This window comes from Tabrizicola caldifontis (assembly GCF_004762095.1).
GTDB lineage: Bacteria > Pseudomonadota > Alphaproteobacteria > Rhodobacterales > Rhodobacteraceae > Tabrizicola > Tabrizicola caldifontis.
In genome coordinates, this window is the sequence record NZ_SIJH01000028.1 from 1 (window position 1) to 14,089 (window position 14,089).

General features: G+C 67.5%; 21 protein-coding genes. 14 read left to right on the top strand and 7 right to left on the bottom strand.

The window, feature by feature from the left end:
* The first annotated feature begins 685 nt into the window (after nucleotides 1-685).
* Nucleotides 686-823: a DUF7220 family protein gene (locus EYB42_RS17445; RefSeq protein WP_167851054.1), complete on the top strand. Its 138-nt coding sequence runs from the start codon at nucleotides 686-688 to the stop codon at nucleotides 821-823.
* Nucleotides 824-876: 53 nt separating this feature from the next.
* On the opposite strand, the gene EYB42_RS16435 is transcribed toward EYB42_RS17445, so the two are convergent.
* Nucleotides 877-1,074, bottom strand: a complete 198-nt coding sequence (locus tag EYB42_RS16435; RefSeq protein ID WP_135451166.1) for a hypothetical protein — start codon at nucleotides 1,072-1,074, stop codon at nucleotides 877-879.
* A gap of 112 nt (nucleotides 1,075-1,186) precedes the next feature.
* Here EYB42_RS16435 and EYB42_RS16440 point away from each other — a divergent pair, with 112 nt between their 5' ends.
* Both EYB42_RS16440 and EYB42_RS16445 read left to right on the top strand, forming a co-directional pair.
* Complete coding sequence (locus EYB42_RS16440; protein ID WP_135451167.1) at nucleotides 1,187-1,774, top strand: hypothetical protein; 588 nt, start codon at nucleotides 1,187-1,189, stop codon at nucleotides 1,772-1,774.
* Nucleotides 1,719-3,713 carry a phage terminase large subunit family protein gene (locus EYB42_RS16445; protein ID WP_135451168.1) on the top strand — a complete coding sequence of 665 codons (1,995 nt, stop codon included), beginning with the start codon at nucleotides 1,719-1,721 and terminating at the stop codon, nucleotides 3,711-3,713. The genes EYB42_RS16440 and EYB42_RS16445 overlap by 56 nt, the downstream gene beginning before the upstream one ends.
* A gap of 9 nt (nucleotides 3,714-3,722) precedes the next feature.
* Here EYB42_RS16445 and EYB42_RS16450 read toward each other — a convergent pair whose 3' ends face one another.
* The gene (locus tag EYB42_RS16450) at nucleotides 3,723-4,337 is read right to left on the bottom strand and encodes a plasmid pRiA4b ORF-3 family protein (protein WP_135451169.1); all 615 of its coding nucleotides are present in this window, start codon (nucleotides 4,335-4,337) and stop codon (nucleotides 3,723-3,725) included.
* Between the two features lie 48 nt (nucleotides 4,338-4,385).
* Between EYB42_RS16450 and EYB42_RS16455 the strand changes: the two genes are divergently transcribed.
* The 5 genes from EYB42_RS16455 to EYB42_RS16475 all read left to right on the top strand — a co-directional run bounded on the left by EYB42_RS16455 (nucleotide 4,386) and on the right by EYB42_RS16475 (nucleotide 8,555).
* The gene (locus tag EYB42_RS16455) at nucleotides 4,386-4,601 is read left to right on the top strand and encodes a phage head-tail joining protein (RefSeq protein ID WP_135451170.1); all 216 of its coding nucleotides are present in this window, start codon (nucleotides 4,386-4,388) and stop codon (nucleotides 4,599-4,601) included.
* Between the two features lie 92 nt (nucleotides 4,602-4,693).
* Nucleotides 4,694-6,130 (top strand): phage portal protein, encoded by a 1,437-nt coding sequence (locus EYB42_RS16460; RefSeq protein ID WP_240784234.1) that lies wholly within the window; start codon nucleotides 4,694-4,696, stop codon nucleotides 6,128-6,130.
* A gap of 4 nt (nucleotides 6,131-6,134) precedes the next feature.
* Nucleotides 6,135-7,139 carry a head maturation protease, ClpP-related gene (locus EYB42_RS16465; RefSeq protein WP_167851055.1) on the top strand — a complete coding sequence of 335 codons (1,005 nt, stop codon included), beginning with the start codon at nucleotides 6,135-6,137 and terminating at the stop codon, nucleotides 7,137-7,139.
* Nucleotides 7,140-7,145: 6 nt separating this feature from the next.
* Nucleotides 7,146-7,517 carry a head decoration protein gene (locus EYB42_RS16470; protein WP_135451173.1) on the top strand — a complete coding sequence of 124 codons (372 nt, stop codon included), beginning with the start codon at nucleotides 7,146-7,148 and terminating at the stop codon, nucleotides 7,515-7,517.
* A 24-nt stretch (nucleotides 7,518-7,541) separates the two neighbouring features.
* Entirely contained in the window at nucleotides 7,542-8,555 is a 1,014-nt protein-coding gene (locus tag EYB42_RS16475) for a major capsid protein (protein ID WP_135451174.1), read from the top strand.
* 7 nt (nucleotides 8,556-8,562) lie between these two features.
* Here the strand turns inward: EYB42_RS16475 and EYB42_RS16480 are convergent, their stop codons facing one another.
* Both EYB42_RS16480 and EYB42_RS16485 read right to left on the bottom strand, forming a co-directional pair.
* Nucleotides 8,563-9,339: an RES family NAD+ phosphorylase gene (locus EYB42_RS16480; protein ID WP_135451175.1), complete on the bottom strand. Its 777-nt coding sequence runs from the start codon at nucleotides 9,337-9,339 to the stop codon at nucleotides 8,563-8,565.
* A complete protein-coding gene (locus EYB42_RS16485; RefSeq protein ID WP_135451176.1) occupies nucleotides 9,299-9,679 on the bottom strand; it encodes an antitoxin Xre/MbcA/ParS toxin-binding domain-containing protein in 381 nt (126 codons plus the stop codon). Before EYB42_RS16485 ends, EYB42_RS16480 begins: the two co-directional genes overlap by 41 nt.
* Before the next feature lie 58 nt (nucleotides 9,680-9,737).
* Here EYB42_RS16485 and EYB42_RS16490 point away from each other — a divergent pair, with 58 nt between their 5' ends.
* Together EYB42_RS16490 and EYB42_RS16495 are read left to right on the top strand one after the other, a co-directional pair.
* Nucleotides 9,738-10,052, top strand: coding sequence for a head-tail joining protein (locus tag EYB42_RS16490; protein ID WP_135451177.1), 315 nt, complete (start codon nucleotides 9,738-9,740; stop codon nucleotides 10,050-10,052).
* Nucleotides 10,049-10,681 (top strand): DUF6441 family protein, encoded by a 633-nt coding sequence (locus EYB42_RS16495; RefSeq protein ID WP_135451178.1) that lies wholly within the window; start codon nucleotides 10,049-10,051, stop codon nucleotides 10,679-10,681. Before EYB42_RS16490 ends, EYB42_RS16495 begins: the two co-directional genes overlap by 4 nt.
* Nucleotides 10,682-10,706: 25 nt before the next feature.
* Here the strand turns inward: EYB42_RS16495 and EYB42_RS16500 are convergent, their stop codons facing one another.
* A complete protein-coding gene (locus EYB42_RS16500; RefSeq protein WP_135451179.1) occupies nucleotides 10,707-11,162 on the bottom strand; it encodes an SRPBCC domain-containing protein in 456 nt (151 codons plus the stop codon).
* Nucleotides 11,159-11,491 (bottom strand): ArsR/SmtB family transcription factor, encoded by a 333-nt coding sequence (locus EYB42_RS16505; protein WP_135451180.1) that lies wholly within the window; start codon nucleotides 11,489-11,491, stop codon nucleotides 11,159-11,161. The genes EYB42_RS16500 and EYB42_RS16505 overlap by 4 nt, the downstream gene beginning before the upstream one ends.
* A gap of 60 nt (nucleotides 11,492-11,551) precedes the next feature.
* On the opposite strand from EYB42_RS16505, the gene EYB42_RS16510 reads away from it, so the two are divergent.
* Nucleotides 11,552-11,971, top strand: a complete 420-nt coding sequence (locus EYB42_RS16510) for an acyl-CoA transferase (protein ID WP_135451181.1) — start codon at nucleotides 11,552-11,554, stop codon at nucleotides 11,969-11,971.
* Nucleotides 11,972-11,995: 24 nt separating this feature from the next.
* The gene (locus EYB42_RS16515) at nucleotides 11,996-12,943 is read left to right on the top strand and encodes a phage tail tube protein (protein ID WP_135451182.1); all 948 of its coding nucleotides are present in this window, start codon (nucleotides 11,996-11,998) and stop codon (nucleotides 12,941-12,943) included.
* Here EYB42_RS16515 and EYB42_RS16520 read toward each other — a convergent pair.
* Entirely contained in the window at nucleotides 12,934-13,410 is a 477-nt protein-coding gene (locus EYB42_RS16520) for a DUF1203 domain-containing protein (RefSeq protein WP_135451183.1), read from the bottom strand. The genes EYB42_RS16515 and EYB42_RS16520 overlap by 10 nt on opposite strands.
* Before the next feature lie 89 nt (nucleotides 13,411-13,499).
* Between EYB42_RS16520 and EYB42_RS16525 the strand changes: the two genes are divergently transcribed.
* Entirely contained in the window at nucleotides 13,500-13,937 is a 438-nt protein-coding gene (locus EYB42_RS16525) for a hypothetical protein (protein ID WP_135451184.1), read from the top strand.
* A 62-nt stretch (nucleotides 13,938-13,999) separates the two neighbouring features.
* Nucleotides 14,000-14,089, top strand: a 90-nt coding sequence (locus tag EYB42_RS17865) for a DUF7697 family protein (RefSeq protein ID WP_449342968.1), incomplete at its 3' end; no start/stop codon positions are given.

Below are 14,089 nucleotides of genomic sequence, written 5' to 3' on the forward strand. Positions count from 1 at the left end.
GTTCAAAAGTCCCATGTGGATCACTCCGTTGCCCCCGCCGCTCACCGCTCTGGGGGAAGGTTCACATGGCTCAATTCTCAGTGGAAATTATACGCCTACCCGGCTCAGTTCTGGGTGGAAATCAACAGTCCAGCCGCGACGCCACGAAACCCTCGTGAATTCAAACATCTGATCGGCCACACGTGGTGAATACCCCGCGGATGCCGGAGTCCGGCCGGACGCCGGGTGGACCCCGCCGTGCCGGAGTCCACCCTGCTGATGCCGATCGACCATCGACAGGAACCTGCATGGCCCTCGCGCACGGCACTGCGGCGAGCACGGGCGCCGTCGCGCCGCGCGCCAGGTCTCGGAACCGCGCGACCCGTCTGCGGACCTGCACTGGGTGCGGCGGGGTCGAGGAGGTGCGCGCCGACAACCCCGCGACGCGGTGCCGAGCCTGCGCCGCAGGGCCGGCGCTGGAGAGAGGCCACCGCACGCGATCCGCGGACCGGAACCGGGAGACCTGCCGACACTGCGGCCAGGACTTCCCGGCGCCGCCGAGCAACCGCCAGCGGTTCTGCAGCCGAGCTTGCCGCCACGCGGCGCAGTCGGTCGAGCGGACATGCACCACCTGCGGCGGTGCCTTTCGTGTCGCGCGTTCGATTCTGTCGCGTCGCACAAACGCCAGCGGGCGGTTCTGCTCGTCGTGTTCCCGTGGTTCGGGATCGAGACGGGGCTTGCAGAGCATCTGACCATCGGACTCGCCTTCGTCGGCGTCTCGCTGGCGCGGGGCTACCTGCTGCGGAGGCTGTTCGAGGCCATCCGGATGCGGAGCGCCGAATGATCGACCGCCGCCCCGGAGGGACGGCGGCCATCAGCTTGTCGAGGTTCGGCGCGTCAGGCGGCAGGGAGCTTGTACAGCTTGGCGCGGTAGTGGTTCAGGGTGCCGACATGGCCCCAGTTGATCTCGTCGGGGCTGGTCTCGAAATGGTCCGCGCTGAGGGCGGCGAGCCGCTCCAGCATCGCGTCGATCTCGGTCTTCGCGGCGATGAAGGCGTCGAGGGCTTTCGTGTTGTCCTGTGCGCGGCGGGTCATCGTGGTGGCTCCGTGGTGAGTTGCATCGTCCTTGTAGGATGGACGTTCGCTCCGGTGGCGACGCTTATCAACTCGATAAGCACATGATATTGAATGATAATCGGAGACGTCGATGCAGGGCATGAGCGAGCGCCAGTACGCCGCCCATGTCGGGCTGTCGCGGGGCGCGATCCAGAAGGCGAAGACGGCCGAGCGGCTGGTCCTTTATCCGGACGGCAGCATCAACGCGGCCGCCAGCGACGCCCGGCGCGCCGAGACGACGGACCCGTCGAAGACGAGAAAGCCGCCCGCGCCTAAGCTGAAACCCGTCTCCGAGGCTGCCGTGGCCGCCGTCGGCGACACGCTGCGCGAACAGGGGCTGGCTGTTCCGGCCGTGGGCGGCGGCACGACCTTCCTGCAGGCGAAGACCGCCAATGAGGTGATGAAGGCGCAGGAGCGGCGCTATCGCCTCCAGCGGATGAAGGGGGATCTGATCGACCGGGCGCGCGCCGAGACGCTGATGTTCCGGCTCGCGCGCGAGGAACGGGATGCCTGGGTCACCTGGCCCGCGCGCGTCGCTGCGCTGATGGCGGCGGAGCTGACGGCGGCGCTGGGGGACGAAAGCGAGGTGGAGGCGGCGCTGATGCAGAAGGTTCTGGAAGCCCATGTCCGCGCCCAACTCGACAGCCTCGCCGAGGTCCGCACCGGGCTTGCCGGATGACCTGACGGACTTCGACGGCGCGAGCGCCCTCATCCGCGCCTGGTCCCGCGGGATCCGGCCCGACCCGGACCTGACCGTGTCGGAATGGGCGGACCGGCACCGGATGCTGTCCGGCCGCGCATCGGCAGAACCGGGGCGCTATCGGACGGCGCGCACACCTTACATGCGCGAGATCATGGACCGGCTGTCGCCGGGCGATCCCACGCAGCGCATCGTGTTCATGAAAGCCGCGCAGGTCGGCGCGACCGAGGCGGGCAACAACTGGATCGGGTTCGCCATCCACCAGGCTCCGGGGCCGATGCTCGCGGTCCAGCCGACGGTGGAACTGGCCAAGCGCAACTCGCGCCAGCGGATCGACTCGCTGATCGACGAGAGCCCCGAGCTGCGGGAGCGGGTGAAGCCGGCGCGATCCCGTGACGCGGGCAACACGATGCTCTCGAAGGAGTTCGCGGGCGGCATCCTGATCATGACCGGCGCGAACTCGGCGGTCGGGCTGCGCTCGACCCCGGCGCGGTACATCTTCCTCGACGAGGTCGACGCCTATCCGGCCTCGGCCGACGAGGAAGGCGATCCCGTCACGCTGGCGGAAGCGCGGTCACTGACCTTCGCCCACCGGCGCAAGGTGCTGCTGGTCTCGACGCCCACGATCCGGGGGCTGAGCCGGATCGAGCGCGAGTACGAGGCCAGCGACCAGCGGCGGTACTTCGTGCCGTGCCCGCATTGCGGCGCGATGCAGTGGCTGAAGTTCGACCGGCTGCGCTGGCAGAAGGGCCGCCCCGAGACGGCGGAGTATCACTGCGAGGGCTGCGACGCGGCGATCGCGGAACACCACAAGACGGCGATGCTGGAGGGGGGCGAATGGCGCGCGACCGCCACGGCCGCCGATCCGACCACGGTCGGGTATCACCTCTCGGCGCTCTATTCGCCGATCGGCTGGCTGAGCTGGTCCCGCATTGCCCGTAGCTGGGAGGCGGCCCAAGGGTCGGACGAGACGATCAAGGCGTTCCGCAACACGATCCTCGGCGAGACATGGGTCGAGACCGGCGAAGCGCCCGACTGGCAGCGGCTCTACGACCGGCGCGAGCGCTGGACCTCCGGCACGGTGCCGGCGGGCGGCCTGTTCCTCACCGCTGGGGCCGACGTCCAGAAGGACCGGATCGAGGTCGATGTCTGGGCCTGGGGCCGCGGGCTGGAAAGCTGGCTCGTCGATCACGTCGTCATCGAGGGCGGGCCCGACCGGCATGACGCCTGGTCAGAACTGACGGCTCTGCTCGACCGAAGCTGGCCGCACGAGCACGGCGCGCATCTTCGGATCGCGCGCCTCGCCATCGACACCGGTTACGAAGCTCCGGCGGTCTATTCCTGGTCGCGAGCGCAGGGGTTCGCGCAGGTGTCGCCAGTCAAGGGCGTCGAAGGGTTCAACCGCTCGAGCCCGGTCTCGGGCCCGACTTTCGTGGACGCGACCGAGGGCGGCAAACGCCTGCGGCGCGGCGCAAGGCTCTGGACCGTGGCGGTGTCCACCTTCAAGGCCGAGACCTATCGCTACCTGCGGCTGGAGAGACCGACGACCGAGGAACGCGCCGAGGGCACGACCTTCCCGCCTGGCACGATCCACCTGCCGACATGGGTGGATAGCGAATGGCTGAAGCAGGTCGTGGCCGAACAACTGGTGACAGTTCGCACTAAGCGGGGCTTCGCCAAGCTCGAATGGCAGAAACTGCGCGAGCGCAACGAGGCGCTGGACTGCCGGGTCTACGCCCGCGCCGCTGCCTGGATCGCGGGCGCGGATCGCTGGCCGGAAGCTCGGTGGCAGGATCTGGAACGGCAGTTCCCGGACCGGGTCGCAATTCGGGCCGAGAGCGGACCAACGCCAGCGCGTATTCCAGGGACTCCACAGGGGCCTCGGCGTAGGACGGTGCGCTCGACCTATATGGGCTGACCTTCGGAACTATTGCTGTCGCAGCGCACGGCTGCGGGCGAAGGCCTCGAGCGAAACTTTGCGCCGAGTGGCAAGATCGCGGACGCGCGCCGCGATTTCTGGTTCGCCAAAGTCCACCGGGTTGAAGGGGCCGCCATACCAGCGGACCATGTCCTTGTGCTGCGGATGGCGGCGGTCTGCGATGGCCTCGACGAACTCCATGAAGCCGGGTGGACCACCCACGTCCTCGGGCGGCGCGGTGCGCTCGCCCGCGACGAACAGCGGATAATCTGTGCCGGGATCGGCCGCGCCGACGTGTTCGACAAGGACGCGGTGCTGCCAGTCGTCACCGAAATCGTAGGTGTAGAGGAACTCGGTGACGCCGCGATCGATCAGTGTGCCGAGGCGCATGCCCTTGGCCTGATAGATCTTGCGGCCCCACACCGCGTCCTCGGGATCGGGTTCGCCATAGACCCTGTCGCCGACCCGGAAGTCATAGAGGTGATAGTTCTCCCACGGCATCACCGCCTGGATGACTTCGTGCAGGGCGCGGAGGTTGGTGGTCAGGCTGACCTCGAGTTCACGCCAGATGCAGGGCTCGAGATGCAGTAGTTCGATGCGAAGGCGGGCAATCCGGTCGGTCATGGCAGGCCTGGTCGGGATGGGTCACTGGCAGGATAGAGGCGGGTCGAGATGGCGACAATCACGGACCTCCGCGCCCGCCGCGAGGCGTTGGCCGCACAGCGTGCCTCGGGCGTGGCCCGGGTCAGTTATGACGGAAAGACGGTCGATTACCGCTCCGTGGCTGAGATCGACCGGGCCCTCGAAGCGCTGGATCGCGAAATCGCTTCAGCCGAAGGGCGAAGGATCGTGCGGCAGGTGCGCGTCATCATGGACAAGGGGCTCTGAGCATGGGGCTGTTCGGCAGGTTCCGCGGCGGGTCCACTCCCGGCCGGGCGAGCGGCAGCCCTGCAGCCGTGCGCGCTCGGCTCGAAGGGGCCATGGCGCGGCGACGGCTCAAGGGCTGGAATCCACCGCTCGAGAACATCAATGCGCTGGTGGCCTCCGGCGGTCCGCGCCTTCTGGCCCGTGCCCGTGAACTGGTGGTCACCAACGGCTATGCCGCAAACGCGTGCGAGGCCTTTGCGGCAAACCTGGTCGGCGACGGGATCAAGCCGTCCTCGTTGATCGAGGATACGGCCCTGCGGGATCGCGTGCAGCGGCTCTGGCTTGCCTGGACGGACGAGGCCGATGCGGACGGGCTGACCGACTTCTACGGACTGCAGGCGATGGTCGCGCGCGAAATGTTTGTCGCGGGCGAGTGTTTTGTCCGGCTGCGTCCCCGACGCTCGGAAGACGGGCTGACGGTGCCGCTGCAGCTGCAACTTCTGCAGTCCGAGATGCTGCCCTTCGAGAAGACCGAGACAGCCGCCAACGGCAACCGTGTCCGCTGCGGGATTGAATTCGACGGGATCGGGCGGCGGGTGGCCTATCACTTCCGCCGCCGCCATCCGGGCGACAGCACGGACCAGCGGGTGGCGGTGCCGGATTCTGTCCGCGTCCCGGCCGAGGATGTTCTGCACATCTACCGCCCCATCGATGCGGGCCAGATCCGCGGCCTGCCGCATGTAGCACCTGCCATGGTGAGGCTGTTCCTGCTCGACCAGTACGACGATGCGGAACTCGACCGGAAGAAGACCGCGGCGATGTTCGCGGGCTTCATCACCAAGACCGCGCCGGAAGAGCCGATGATGGGTGAAGGCGCGGCCGATACCGAAGGTGCCGCGATTGCCAGCCTCGAGCCCGGCACCATGCAGGTGCTGCTGCCGGGAGAGGACGTGAAGTTCTCGAGCCCGGCCGATGTGGGCGGGGGCTACGAGGCGTTCCAGTATCGCACGTTGCTGGCGGTCTCAGCCTCGCTTGGTCTGCCCTATCACCTCGTCACCGGCGATGTGCGGCAGGCGAACTACTCGAGCCTTCGGGCCGAACTGGTCGAGTTTCGGCGCCGCATCGGTCAATTACAGCATGGCGTGATTGTCCACCAGTTCTGCCGTCCGATCTGGGCGCGCTGGATGGAAACCGCGGCGCTGTCGGGCGCGCTCGATCTGCCCAGGTTCGCTGCCGCACCCGGCCGATTCCGTGCAGCACAATGGATCCCACCGCGCTGGGACTGGGTCGATCCGCTGAAGGATATCCAGGCACAGGTGCTCGCCATGGAGGCGGGCATCACCTCGCGGCGCAAGGTGGTCGAGGCCACCGGCTACGACGTCGAGGAGGTCGACCGCGAGAACGCGGCTGATGCCAAGCGGTCGGCCGATCTGGGCCTTCGATACCGGACCAGCCCCGGCGAGACGCAAGGCGCGCGGGCAACACCTTCAAGGCTACCCGACCCGGAAACCGATGGATCTGGCGCGGCCGCGCAATCCGAACAGGAGTGACAGGATGAAGAGCTGGTACACGATCCGCGCCCGGGGCACGGGCGCGGAAGTGCTGATCTATGACGAGATCGGCGCCTATGGCGTCAGCGCCAAGGGTTTCCTCGCGGAGCTCGGAGCACTGCCGGACGGGGTGCCGATCGACCTGCGGCTGAACAGCCCCGGCGGCTCGGTTTTCGATGCGGTGGCCATCTACAACGCCCTACAGCGGCATGACGGAACGATCACCGTCTGGATCGATGGCGTGGCCGCCTCGGCCGCCTCGTATGTGGCCATGGCGGGCGATGAGATCGTCATGCCCGAGAACTCCTTTCTGATGATCCACTGCCCTTCGGGCCTCGTCATTGGCACCGCTGCGGACATGCGCGAGATGGCCGAGACCATGGACAAGATCGCGGGCACCATGGTTCGCGGCTATGCAGCCCGGTCGGGTCGTTCCGAGAAAGAGATCGCGGCGCTCATGGCGGCCGAGACCTGGTTCGATGCGGCAGCGGCCCTCGAGGCGGGGCTTGCCACCCGCATGATCGAGCCGGTGCGGATTGCCGCTAGCTTCGACATCGCGCGGTTCCGCAACGCGCCGCCCGCGCTGGCAGAAGCCATCGCCGATCCGGCTTCTGAGAGCGATCAGGACGGTAATGAGACCGCCGAAGACGTCATAGGCGACGAGATCGGCGACGAAGCTCCCGCGGTCCCAGGTGAACCCAAGCCTGAGCGGGGCAAACCGCCGAGTCCCGACCCTGTGGCGACAGGCATCGATCCAACCGCCATTCGGCGTGACGCCATCGCCCATGCCCGTGCCGTGGTAGACCTCTGTCGCCTTGCGGGACAGCCGCAGAGGGCCGGGCGTTTCCTCGAAGAGGACGCCAGCCTCGATGCGGTGCGCAGCAGCCTTCTTGCCACGAGGGCCGAGGCGGAGGCGCAGATCAGCCCCCATCACCCGCAACCCGGGCCCACACCCACCGCCCGTCCTTGGGGCGACGTGATCGCCCGCACCTTCAAGCTGAAAGGATGATCTTCCATGACCACGCTGACCGAAGGCAGACACGCGGGCGGCTTCCTCGTCTGGGAAGCGTCGCGCGACTATACCCGTGAGACCGTCACCCTTACTTCCGGCGCGGGCAAGTTCGACCCCGGCACGGTGCTGGGCAGGATCACCACGGGCGGAAAATTCACCCAGCTTGCCCCCGCTGCGTCGAACGGCAGCCAGAACGCCGCTGGGATCCTGTGGGGCCCCGCTGACGCGACGGCCGCCGATGCCGCTGCCGTCGTGGTCCTGCGCGGTCCGGCCATCGTCAACCGCAATGACCTCATCTGGCCCACGGGCGCGACGGAACCTCAGATCGCCGCCGCCACCGCGGCGCTGGCCGCGCTTGGCATCCTGCTGCGCTGATCTCTTCATCGAAAGGACATCCCCATGGCGACCATGGACATCTTCGAAGGCGATGCCTTCTCGATCATCGAACTGACCCGCGCGCTGGAGAACATCCCCTTCAAGCCCGCGATCCTCTCGGGCGCGAACCTCTTCGGGCCCCGCGGCGTGCGTGCGCGCACCGTCGTGATCGAGAGCCGGGACGGCACGCTGCAGCTGATCCCGTTCTTCGAACGCGGCTCGGCCTACGAACAGCAGGTGCCGGAACGCCGCGAGATGCGCGCCTTCGTCGTGCGCCAGTTCAAGAAACAGGACGTGCTCTGGGCCTCGGAAATCCAGGGCATCCGCGACCACGGATCGGAAACCGCGACCCAGCAGGTGCAAACCGAGGTGGCCCGCAAGCTCGGGCGGCTCAGGAACGACGCCGAGGCCACCTTCGAGTTCCACCTCTTCAACGGCATCCAGGGCGTGGTGAAGGATCCGAAGGACGGGGCGACGGTGGTGAACTACTTCACCGAGTTCGGCATCACGCCCGCCACCGAGGTCGACTTCGACCTCGACAACGCCAGCCCCGCCTCGGGCGCGCTCAGGAAGCGCTGCCAGGCGCTGATCGAAAGCGTGGAGGACAGCCTTGGCGGGCTGGCCGCCGGTCAGGTCCAGCTGCGCGCCGAATGCGGCTCGGCCTTCTTCGCCGATCTCGTGGCCCACAAGGAGGTGCGCGAGACCTACCTGAATACCGCCGCTGCCGCCGATCTGCGCGGGCGCGTTGGCGAGGAGGTCAGCTTCGGCGGCATCACCTTCCGCCGCTACCGGGGCGGCCTCGGCTTCGGCGTGCCGACCGACAAGGCCTACTTCTATCCCGAGGGCGTCGAGGGCCTCTTCGAGATCTACTTCGCCCCGGCCGACACCTTCGAGACGGTCAACACGCTGGGCCAGCCGCTCTATGCCCGCACGATCCCCGACCGCGACCGCGACGAATGGGTGCGGCTCGAGATCGAGAGCAACCCGCTGCCGATCTGCACCCGACCGCAGGTGCTGCGACAGGCCAGGCGGACGTGACGGGGGCCTACTGGGCGCGGGGGCGGTCCCAGAGCATGCCGGCAAGGCGTGGGTCCGGGGCGAAGCTGTCCTTCGGGAACTCGATCCCGAGGCGCGGATGCTCGCGCAGGGCCTGCGCGCCGGTGGGGCCGATCCGGATGCGCCAAGTCTGACGCTCGACCGGCTGCGGGGCGGCAAAGGCACGGCAGGTCAGCACGGCAAGGTTCGCACCCCGGGCAGGATCGCGGACAGAGGCGTAGCGGATCACCTCGGCACCGATCGCGCGGGCCTCCTCGGCCAGATCCTGGCAGGCCGCGTAGTCGGTGAGGTGGGTCCAGACAGCATGATCGGCGGCAAGTGCCCCGGCCGTCAGTTCGACCGCCACGGGCGTTGCGACTTCCGCCGAGAAGGCTGTGTATTCGGCCGCATCGTCGGGAAAGGGCGTCTCCGGGCTCTCGGCGTAGAACAGGAAGCGGTAGAAGACCATCTCGGCCGCCGCCGTCTCGGGTGCCTCGGCCCCGTACCAGACGCCGGGCGTCAGTCCCGCCCGGCGAAACCGCGATCCCGCCGGATAGGGGCGATAGCGGAAAGGCGTGGCCAGCAGGTAATCGAGCGCCCGGCAGTCCTCCGGCAGGGGCGGCTTCGTGGCCTCGAGGATCTCCTCGAGGGCCGCCTGTTCGGCGAGGCTGTCGACAAGCTTCAGGGTCGAGACCCGATGCTGGGCCTCGACGAACCGCCATGCCGGGCCCGCGTAGGGCCGCGCCTCAGAGCGGAGCGCGTCTTGCGTCCAGATAGGTCGTGACATCGACAAGTCCCTGCACCTGCGTCATCCGCTCCATAGGCCGCGCCGCGAGCGCCGTGTTGGGCGCGGCCAGCCACCGCCGCGCCACGGCCTCGTCGCCCCCGGTGATCGCGTCGAGCGAGCGGAAGGTCCGCACAAGAAGGGCCGCAAGCTCGAAGGGCTTCGAGCCCGGCTCAAGCAGGCTGTCGCCCCGTTTCCAGCGCGAGACGGTCGCCTCGGACACACCGACGATGTCGGCCAGTTGTCGGCCCGACAGGCCGAGCCGGTCTGCCGCCCGCAGCGCGGCCTTGGTCAGCACGGCACCTGCCTCGGGGTTTGGGGCGATCTGATGGGAAAGGGTCATGGCGTTCTCCTGTCTGAGGAAAACATAGTATCACTTCCTTTCTGAGGAAAGAGGAAACATGCCGGACTCCCTCTCCGCCGCGCTTGCGGCACTCTTCGCCGATCCGAACATCGGCAGAGACGCGGTCTACATCTCTGATGGCGGCGCGCCGGTCCTGGTCCGCATCGTCGCCCGGCGTGCCGATGCGATCACCGACTTCGGCGATGCCCGGCTCTGGTCCGAGACCACACGCGTCGACCTGCGCGTGGCGGAGGTGCCATCCCCGCGCCCCGGTGACCGGATCGAGATCGACGGCGAGGCCTTCCTCATCCAGGGCGAACCGGTTCGCGACCGCGAGCGGCTGGTCTGGACCGTCGATCTGAGGCCAGCGTGAAACTGAAGCTCGACATCGATCCCGACATCGTCGCGATGATGGCGGCCGAGGTTGCGGCGGGCGAGCGGGCTGTCTCGGCCGCGATCCGTGAGGCCGGGACAGGGCTGAAGGCCGCCTGGCGGCTGCAGATCACCGGCGCGGGCCTCGGGGCACAGCTGGCCCGCACCATCCGGTCGGAGCAGTTCCCCAAGGCCACGCCCAGCCTCAACGCGGCCGCCGTCGTCTGGTCCAACGCCCCGGTCATCGTCGGCGCGCACGACACCGGCCCGTTGATCCGCTCGAAGAACGGCTTCTGGCTGGCGATCCCCACGTCCGCCGCAGGCAAGTCCCTGCGCGGCGGCCGGATCACCCCCGGCGAATGGGAACGCCGGACCGGTCTGCGCCTGCGGTTCATCTATCGCCGCCGGGGGCCGAGCTTGCTGGTGGCCGAGGGGCGGCTGAACACGAAGGGCCGCGCTGTTGCATCACGGTCAACGACCGGCCGGGGCCTCGTGACCGCGCCGATCTTCCTGCTGGTGCCGCAAGTCAAGCTGCCGAAGCGGCTGGATCTGGCGCGGGATGCCGAACGGGCGCACCAAGCGGTGCCGGGGTTGATCGTGGCCAACTGGGTGGAGGGCAAGACGACCTGATCCGCTGCTGGCCCTGCCGTCTTGTTCAAGCGTGTCCTATTGTGTCCGCAGACAAGTAATTCTCCAGCCCTGTCAGCAACGCATCCCATCCGTGTCGGCGCCCTTCGAGACCGTCGCTGGGAGGAATGACGCACATCTGTTCAGTGTAAGTCAGACGAGTTCCGCCTTCATGTTCGGCAAAGGCGATCGTGGCCAATGACACAGTGTGTACGCGGCCGTTCAACGCCATCGAATAGGCAAGGACGATGCGTTGTCGGTCACTGATCTCGAAGTATCGGGTTTCGTTTTGATGCTCGCCCATGGCGTCTTGGAAGCCACCGGCCTCGACACCGCCGGGGCGAAAGTCCATTTGGCGCAGGCCATCGCCAAACCAAGCACGCTTTTTGTCGGGAACCGCCCAGCAAGCCCAGACGTGGTCGAGGCAATTGGGATAAATCCGATCAATAGTGAATGTCTCGTGCCATTGCCCCGCGTTGGTCATCGATTGTTCTCCTCGTCAAGAATTGTGCCTAGGTCGTTCAGCCGGCGTTCCCAACGACGGCGATGCTGACGCACCCATGCCTCGACCCAATCCAGTGCGTCGGGAGACAGGCTGAAGGTGCGAACGCGCCCAGCCTTTTGGGATGTCACCATGCCGGCATTTTCCAATACCTGAAGGTGTTTCAGGAAGGTGGGACGGGCCATGCTAAATGGTCGTGACAGCTGGGAGACCGACGCCGGTCCTTGGACGAGCTGTTCGACTACGGCAAGCCGCGTCGGGTCCGAAAGCGCGCCGAATACCTGGTGAAGGTGTGCCTGATGGGTAGTCATGTGACTACCTAATGTGAGATCAACTGCGGCGTCAAGATAGGAAGTTAAACGGCTACCTAAATGCCCACCCCCCGCGAAACCATCCTCGCCGCGCTGCAGGCGCGGCTCTCGGCGCTGCCAGCGACCGCCCTGCGCGGTGAGGTCCTGCCCGAGCGCGCGCCCGCCGCTGGCTTCCTGATCCTGCGCGACGGCGAGCCGGGGGAGCCGGAGGTGACGTTGTCGCCCCTGCGGTATCACTACCAGCACCGCGCCGAAATCGAAGCGGTCGTGCAGGGCGCCGACCGTGACGCCGCATTCGACACGCTGATCGCCAGCATCGCATCGGCGCTTGCCGCCGACCGCACGCTGGGCGGGCTTTGCGACTGGGTCGAGGCGGAAGCGCCGCGCCCTGTCGATCTGCCGGTCGAGGGCGCGGCCAACCTGAAGGCCGCCGTGATCCCGGTGATCCTCCATTACACCACCGCCGACGCGTTGGCCTGACCCCCTTCACCACAGGAGAACACGATGGCACGAGCCCATGGGGCGCGGGCGCAGATGGCGCTTGCGTTCGAGACGACATATGGAACGCCGCCCGTGAGCGGCTTCACCCGCATGCCCTTCGCCAGCACCTCGCTGGGGGCGGAGCAGCCGCTGTTGAACTCGGAACTGCTGGGGTACGGCCGCGATCCGCTGGCCCCGATCAAGGACGCGGTGACGGCTGACGGCGATGTCGTTGTGCCGCTCGACGCGGAGGCCTTCGGCTTCTGGCTGAAGGGGGCGTTCGGGGCGCCCACCACCACCGGCACCGCGCCGGGGCCCTACAGCCACGAGTTCAGCTCAGGCGGATGGGTGCTGCCCTCGATGGCCATCGAGGTCGCCATGCCAGAGGTGCCGCGGTTCGCGATGTACGCGGGCTGCGTCGTCGACCAGATCTCGTTCCAGATGCAGCGCGCGGGGCTCTTGACTGCCACTGCCCGGCTGGTCGCACAGGGCGAGGCGCTGGCCGCGACCACCGGGGCGGGTACGCCAGCTGCGCTCGACCTCCTGCGCTTCGGCCATTTCAACGGCACGGTCACGCGCAATGGCGCGGCACTGGGCAACCTCGTCACCGCCGAGGTGATCTATACCAACAACCTCGACCGGATCGAAACCATCCGCGCCGATGGACGGATCGACGGGGCCGACCCCGGCATGGCCGCGCTCACCGGTCGGATGGAGGTGCGCTTCGCCGACCAGGTGCTGGCGAACCAGGCCATCGCCGGGGACGCCTGCGAGATCGAACTCGGCTGGACGTTGCCTTCGGGCGAGAGCCTGAACTTCACCATCCACGCCGTCTATCTGCCGCGCCCGCGCGTCGAGGTGCCGGGGCCGCAGGGCATCCAGGCCACCTTCGACTGGCAGGCGGCGGTCGATCCGACGCTGGGGCGGATGTGCACGGTGACGCTGGTGAACCATCGGGAAAACTACAGCTGACTTGAATTCGCACGTTCAACCCTGACAAGATAGCAGTTGTTCGTGGCCGAGCGGATATGGGCGAAGGCGATTTCGTCGCGCGCCAGAATCTCCGCGCAGTACGCCATTAATTGGGGGCGCGGGGTCACGCGGCCGGTTCCATAAACGATACGCTCATCCGGCCCATAACCCCGAACAATATAGTTATCAGACAGAAGGAAAGCCGGCAGTTCGTCAGTGATCGACCCATTCGCGCAAGGCTCGGCACAAAGGAAGATCGGTCCTTGCTCGGCATAGGGATGCTGTCCCGCAAAAGGCCGGTGCGACAGTATCAGATAAGACTGCCCTGCGGGCACGATCTTCAAACAATGCCGACAGGGTACGCCTACCCCGTCAGACACCCGCCGCTCCGGCAGTTGCATGAAGGCATCGCGCCCGCCGGTTTGCAGCGCGCGAACCTGATCAGTCGGGATGGCAATGAACTGCATGAAGAGGCTCCTCTCTGGATGACTGCCTCCGCGATAGGCTGGGGGCCTGTTGCTGCCGACCCGTTTCCTGCGCAAAGAAAGGACTGCCCATGCTGACCCTCGACCTTACGAACGCGCCGCAGTGGTGCGACCTCATCCCCGGAGTGCGTGTCCGGCTCCGCCCGCTGACCACCGCGTTGATGGTCTCGGCGCGCGGCGATCCCGCGATTGCCGATCTGCCCGAGGGGGCCGCGACCGAGGAAGCGGCACTCGCCATGGCCAGGGCGCTGGCCCGGCGTGCGATCCTCGAATGGGAGGGGATCGGCGACGCAGACGGCAATCCCATCGAGCCGAGCCCCGAGGCCATCGACGCGCTCCTCGACATCTGGCCTGCCTTCGAGGCGTTCCAGACTTCTTACATCGCCAAGGCCCTCCTGCTGGACGCGGAAAAAAACGTCTCTGCGCCCTTGCCGACTGGTCCTTCGGCGGGGGCGAAGGCTACTGCGCAGCCTGCGGCACGACCTGTCCCGACTGCCCCGCGCGGCTGAACCATCCGCTGACGCTCGAGGGCTGGCAGGTCTGGGACCTGGCGCAGCGCCTTGGCGGGCAGATGCGCGTCATCCCCGGCGCGGTCATCGGTTGGGACATGGGCGTGGCACTGGCGCTGGGGAACACCCTCGGCATCTCCGCACCCGCCATG

What these genes read in the sequence shown, in the direction of transcription:
- EYB42_RS16455 (WP_135451170.1), top strand. Translation starts at nt 4,386, where the DNA reads ATGGCGACAATCACGGACCTCCGCGCCCGCCGCGAGGCGTTGGCCGCA.
- EYB42_RS16510 (WP_135451181.1), top strand. Translation starts at nt 11,552, where the DNA reads ATGCCCACCCCCCGCGAAACCATCCTCGCCGCGCTGCAGGCGCGGCTC.
- EYB42_RS16465 (WP_167851055.1), top strand. Translation starts at nt 6,135, where the DNA reads ATGAAGAGCTGGTACACGATCCGCGCCCGGGGCACGGGCGCGGAAGTG.
- EYB42_RS16500 (WP_135451179.1), bottom strand. Translation starts at nt 11,162, where the DNA reads ATGACCAACGCGGGGCAATGGCACGAGACATTCACTATTGATCGGATT.
- EYB42_RS16485 (WP_135451176.1), bottom strand. Translation starts at nt 9,679, where the DNA reads ATGACCCTTTCCCATCAGATCGCCCCAAACCCCGAGGCAGGTGCCGTG.
- EYB42_RS16450 (WP_135451169.1), bottom strand. Translation starts at nt 4,337, where the DNA reads ATGACCGACCGGATTGCCCGCCTTCGCATCGAACTACTGCATCTCGAG.
- EYB42_RS16515 (WP_135451182.1), top strand. Translation starts at nt 11,996, where the DNA reads ATGGCACGAGCCCATGGGGCGCGGGCGCAGATGGCGCTTGCGTTCGAG.
- EYB42_RS16490 (WP_135451177.1), top strand. Translation starts at nt 9,738, where the DNA reads ATGCCGGACTCCCTCTCCGCCGCGCTTGCGGCACTCTTCGCCGATCCG.
- EYB42_RS16480 (WP_135451175.1), bottom strand. Translation starts at nt 9,339, where the DNA reads ATGTCACGACCTATCTGGACGCAAGACGCGCTCCGCTCTGAGGCGCGG.
- EYB42_RS16470 (WP_135451173.1), top strand. Translation starts at nt 7,146, where the DNA reads ATGACCACGCTGACCGAAGGCAGACACGCGGGCGGCTTCCTCGTCTGG.
- EYB42_RS16525 (WP_135451184.1), top strand. Translation starts at nt 13,500, where the DNA reads ATGCTGACCCTCGACCTTACGAACGCGCCGCAGTGGTGCGACCTCATC.
- EYB42_RS16505 (WP_135451180.1), bottom strand. Translation starts at nt 11,491, where the DNA reads ATGACTACCCATCAGGCACACCTTCACCAGGTATTCGGCGCGCTTTCG.
- EYB42_RS16440 (WP_135451167.1), top strand. Translation starts at nt 1,187, where the DNA reads ATGCAGGGCATGAGCGAGCGCCAGTACGCCGCCCATGTCGGGCTGTCG.
- EYB42_RS16435 (WP_135451166.1), bottom strand. Translation starts at nt 1,074, where the DNA reads ATGACCCGCCGCGCACAGGACAACACGAAAGCCCTCGACGCCTTCATC.
- EYB42_RS16460 (WP_240784234.1), top strand. Translation starts at nt 4,694, where the DNA reads ATGGCGCGGCGACGGCTCAAGGGCTGGAATCCACCGCTCGAGAACATC.
- EYB42_RS16445 (WP_135451168.1), top strand. Translation starts at nt 1,719, where the DNA reads ATGTCCGCGCCCAACTCGACAGCCTCGCCGAGGTCCGCACCGGGCTTG.
- EYB42_RS16520 (WP_135451183.1), bottom strand. Translation starts at nt 13,410, where the DNA reads ATGCAGTTCATTGCCATCCCGACTGATCAGGTTCGCGCGCTGCAAACC.
- EYB42_RS16475 (WP_135451174.1), top strand. Translation starts at nt 7,542, where the DNA reads ATGGCGACCATGGACATCTTCGAAGGCGATGCCTTCTCGATCATCGAA.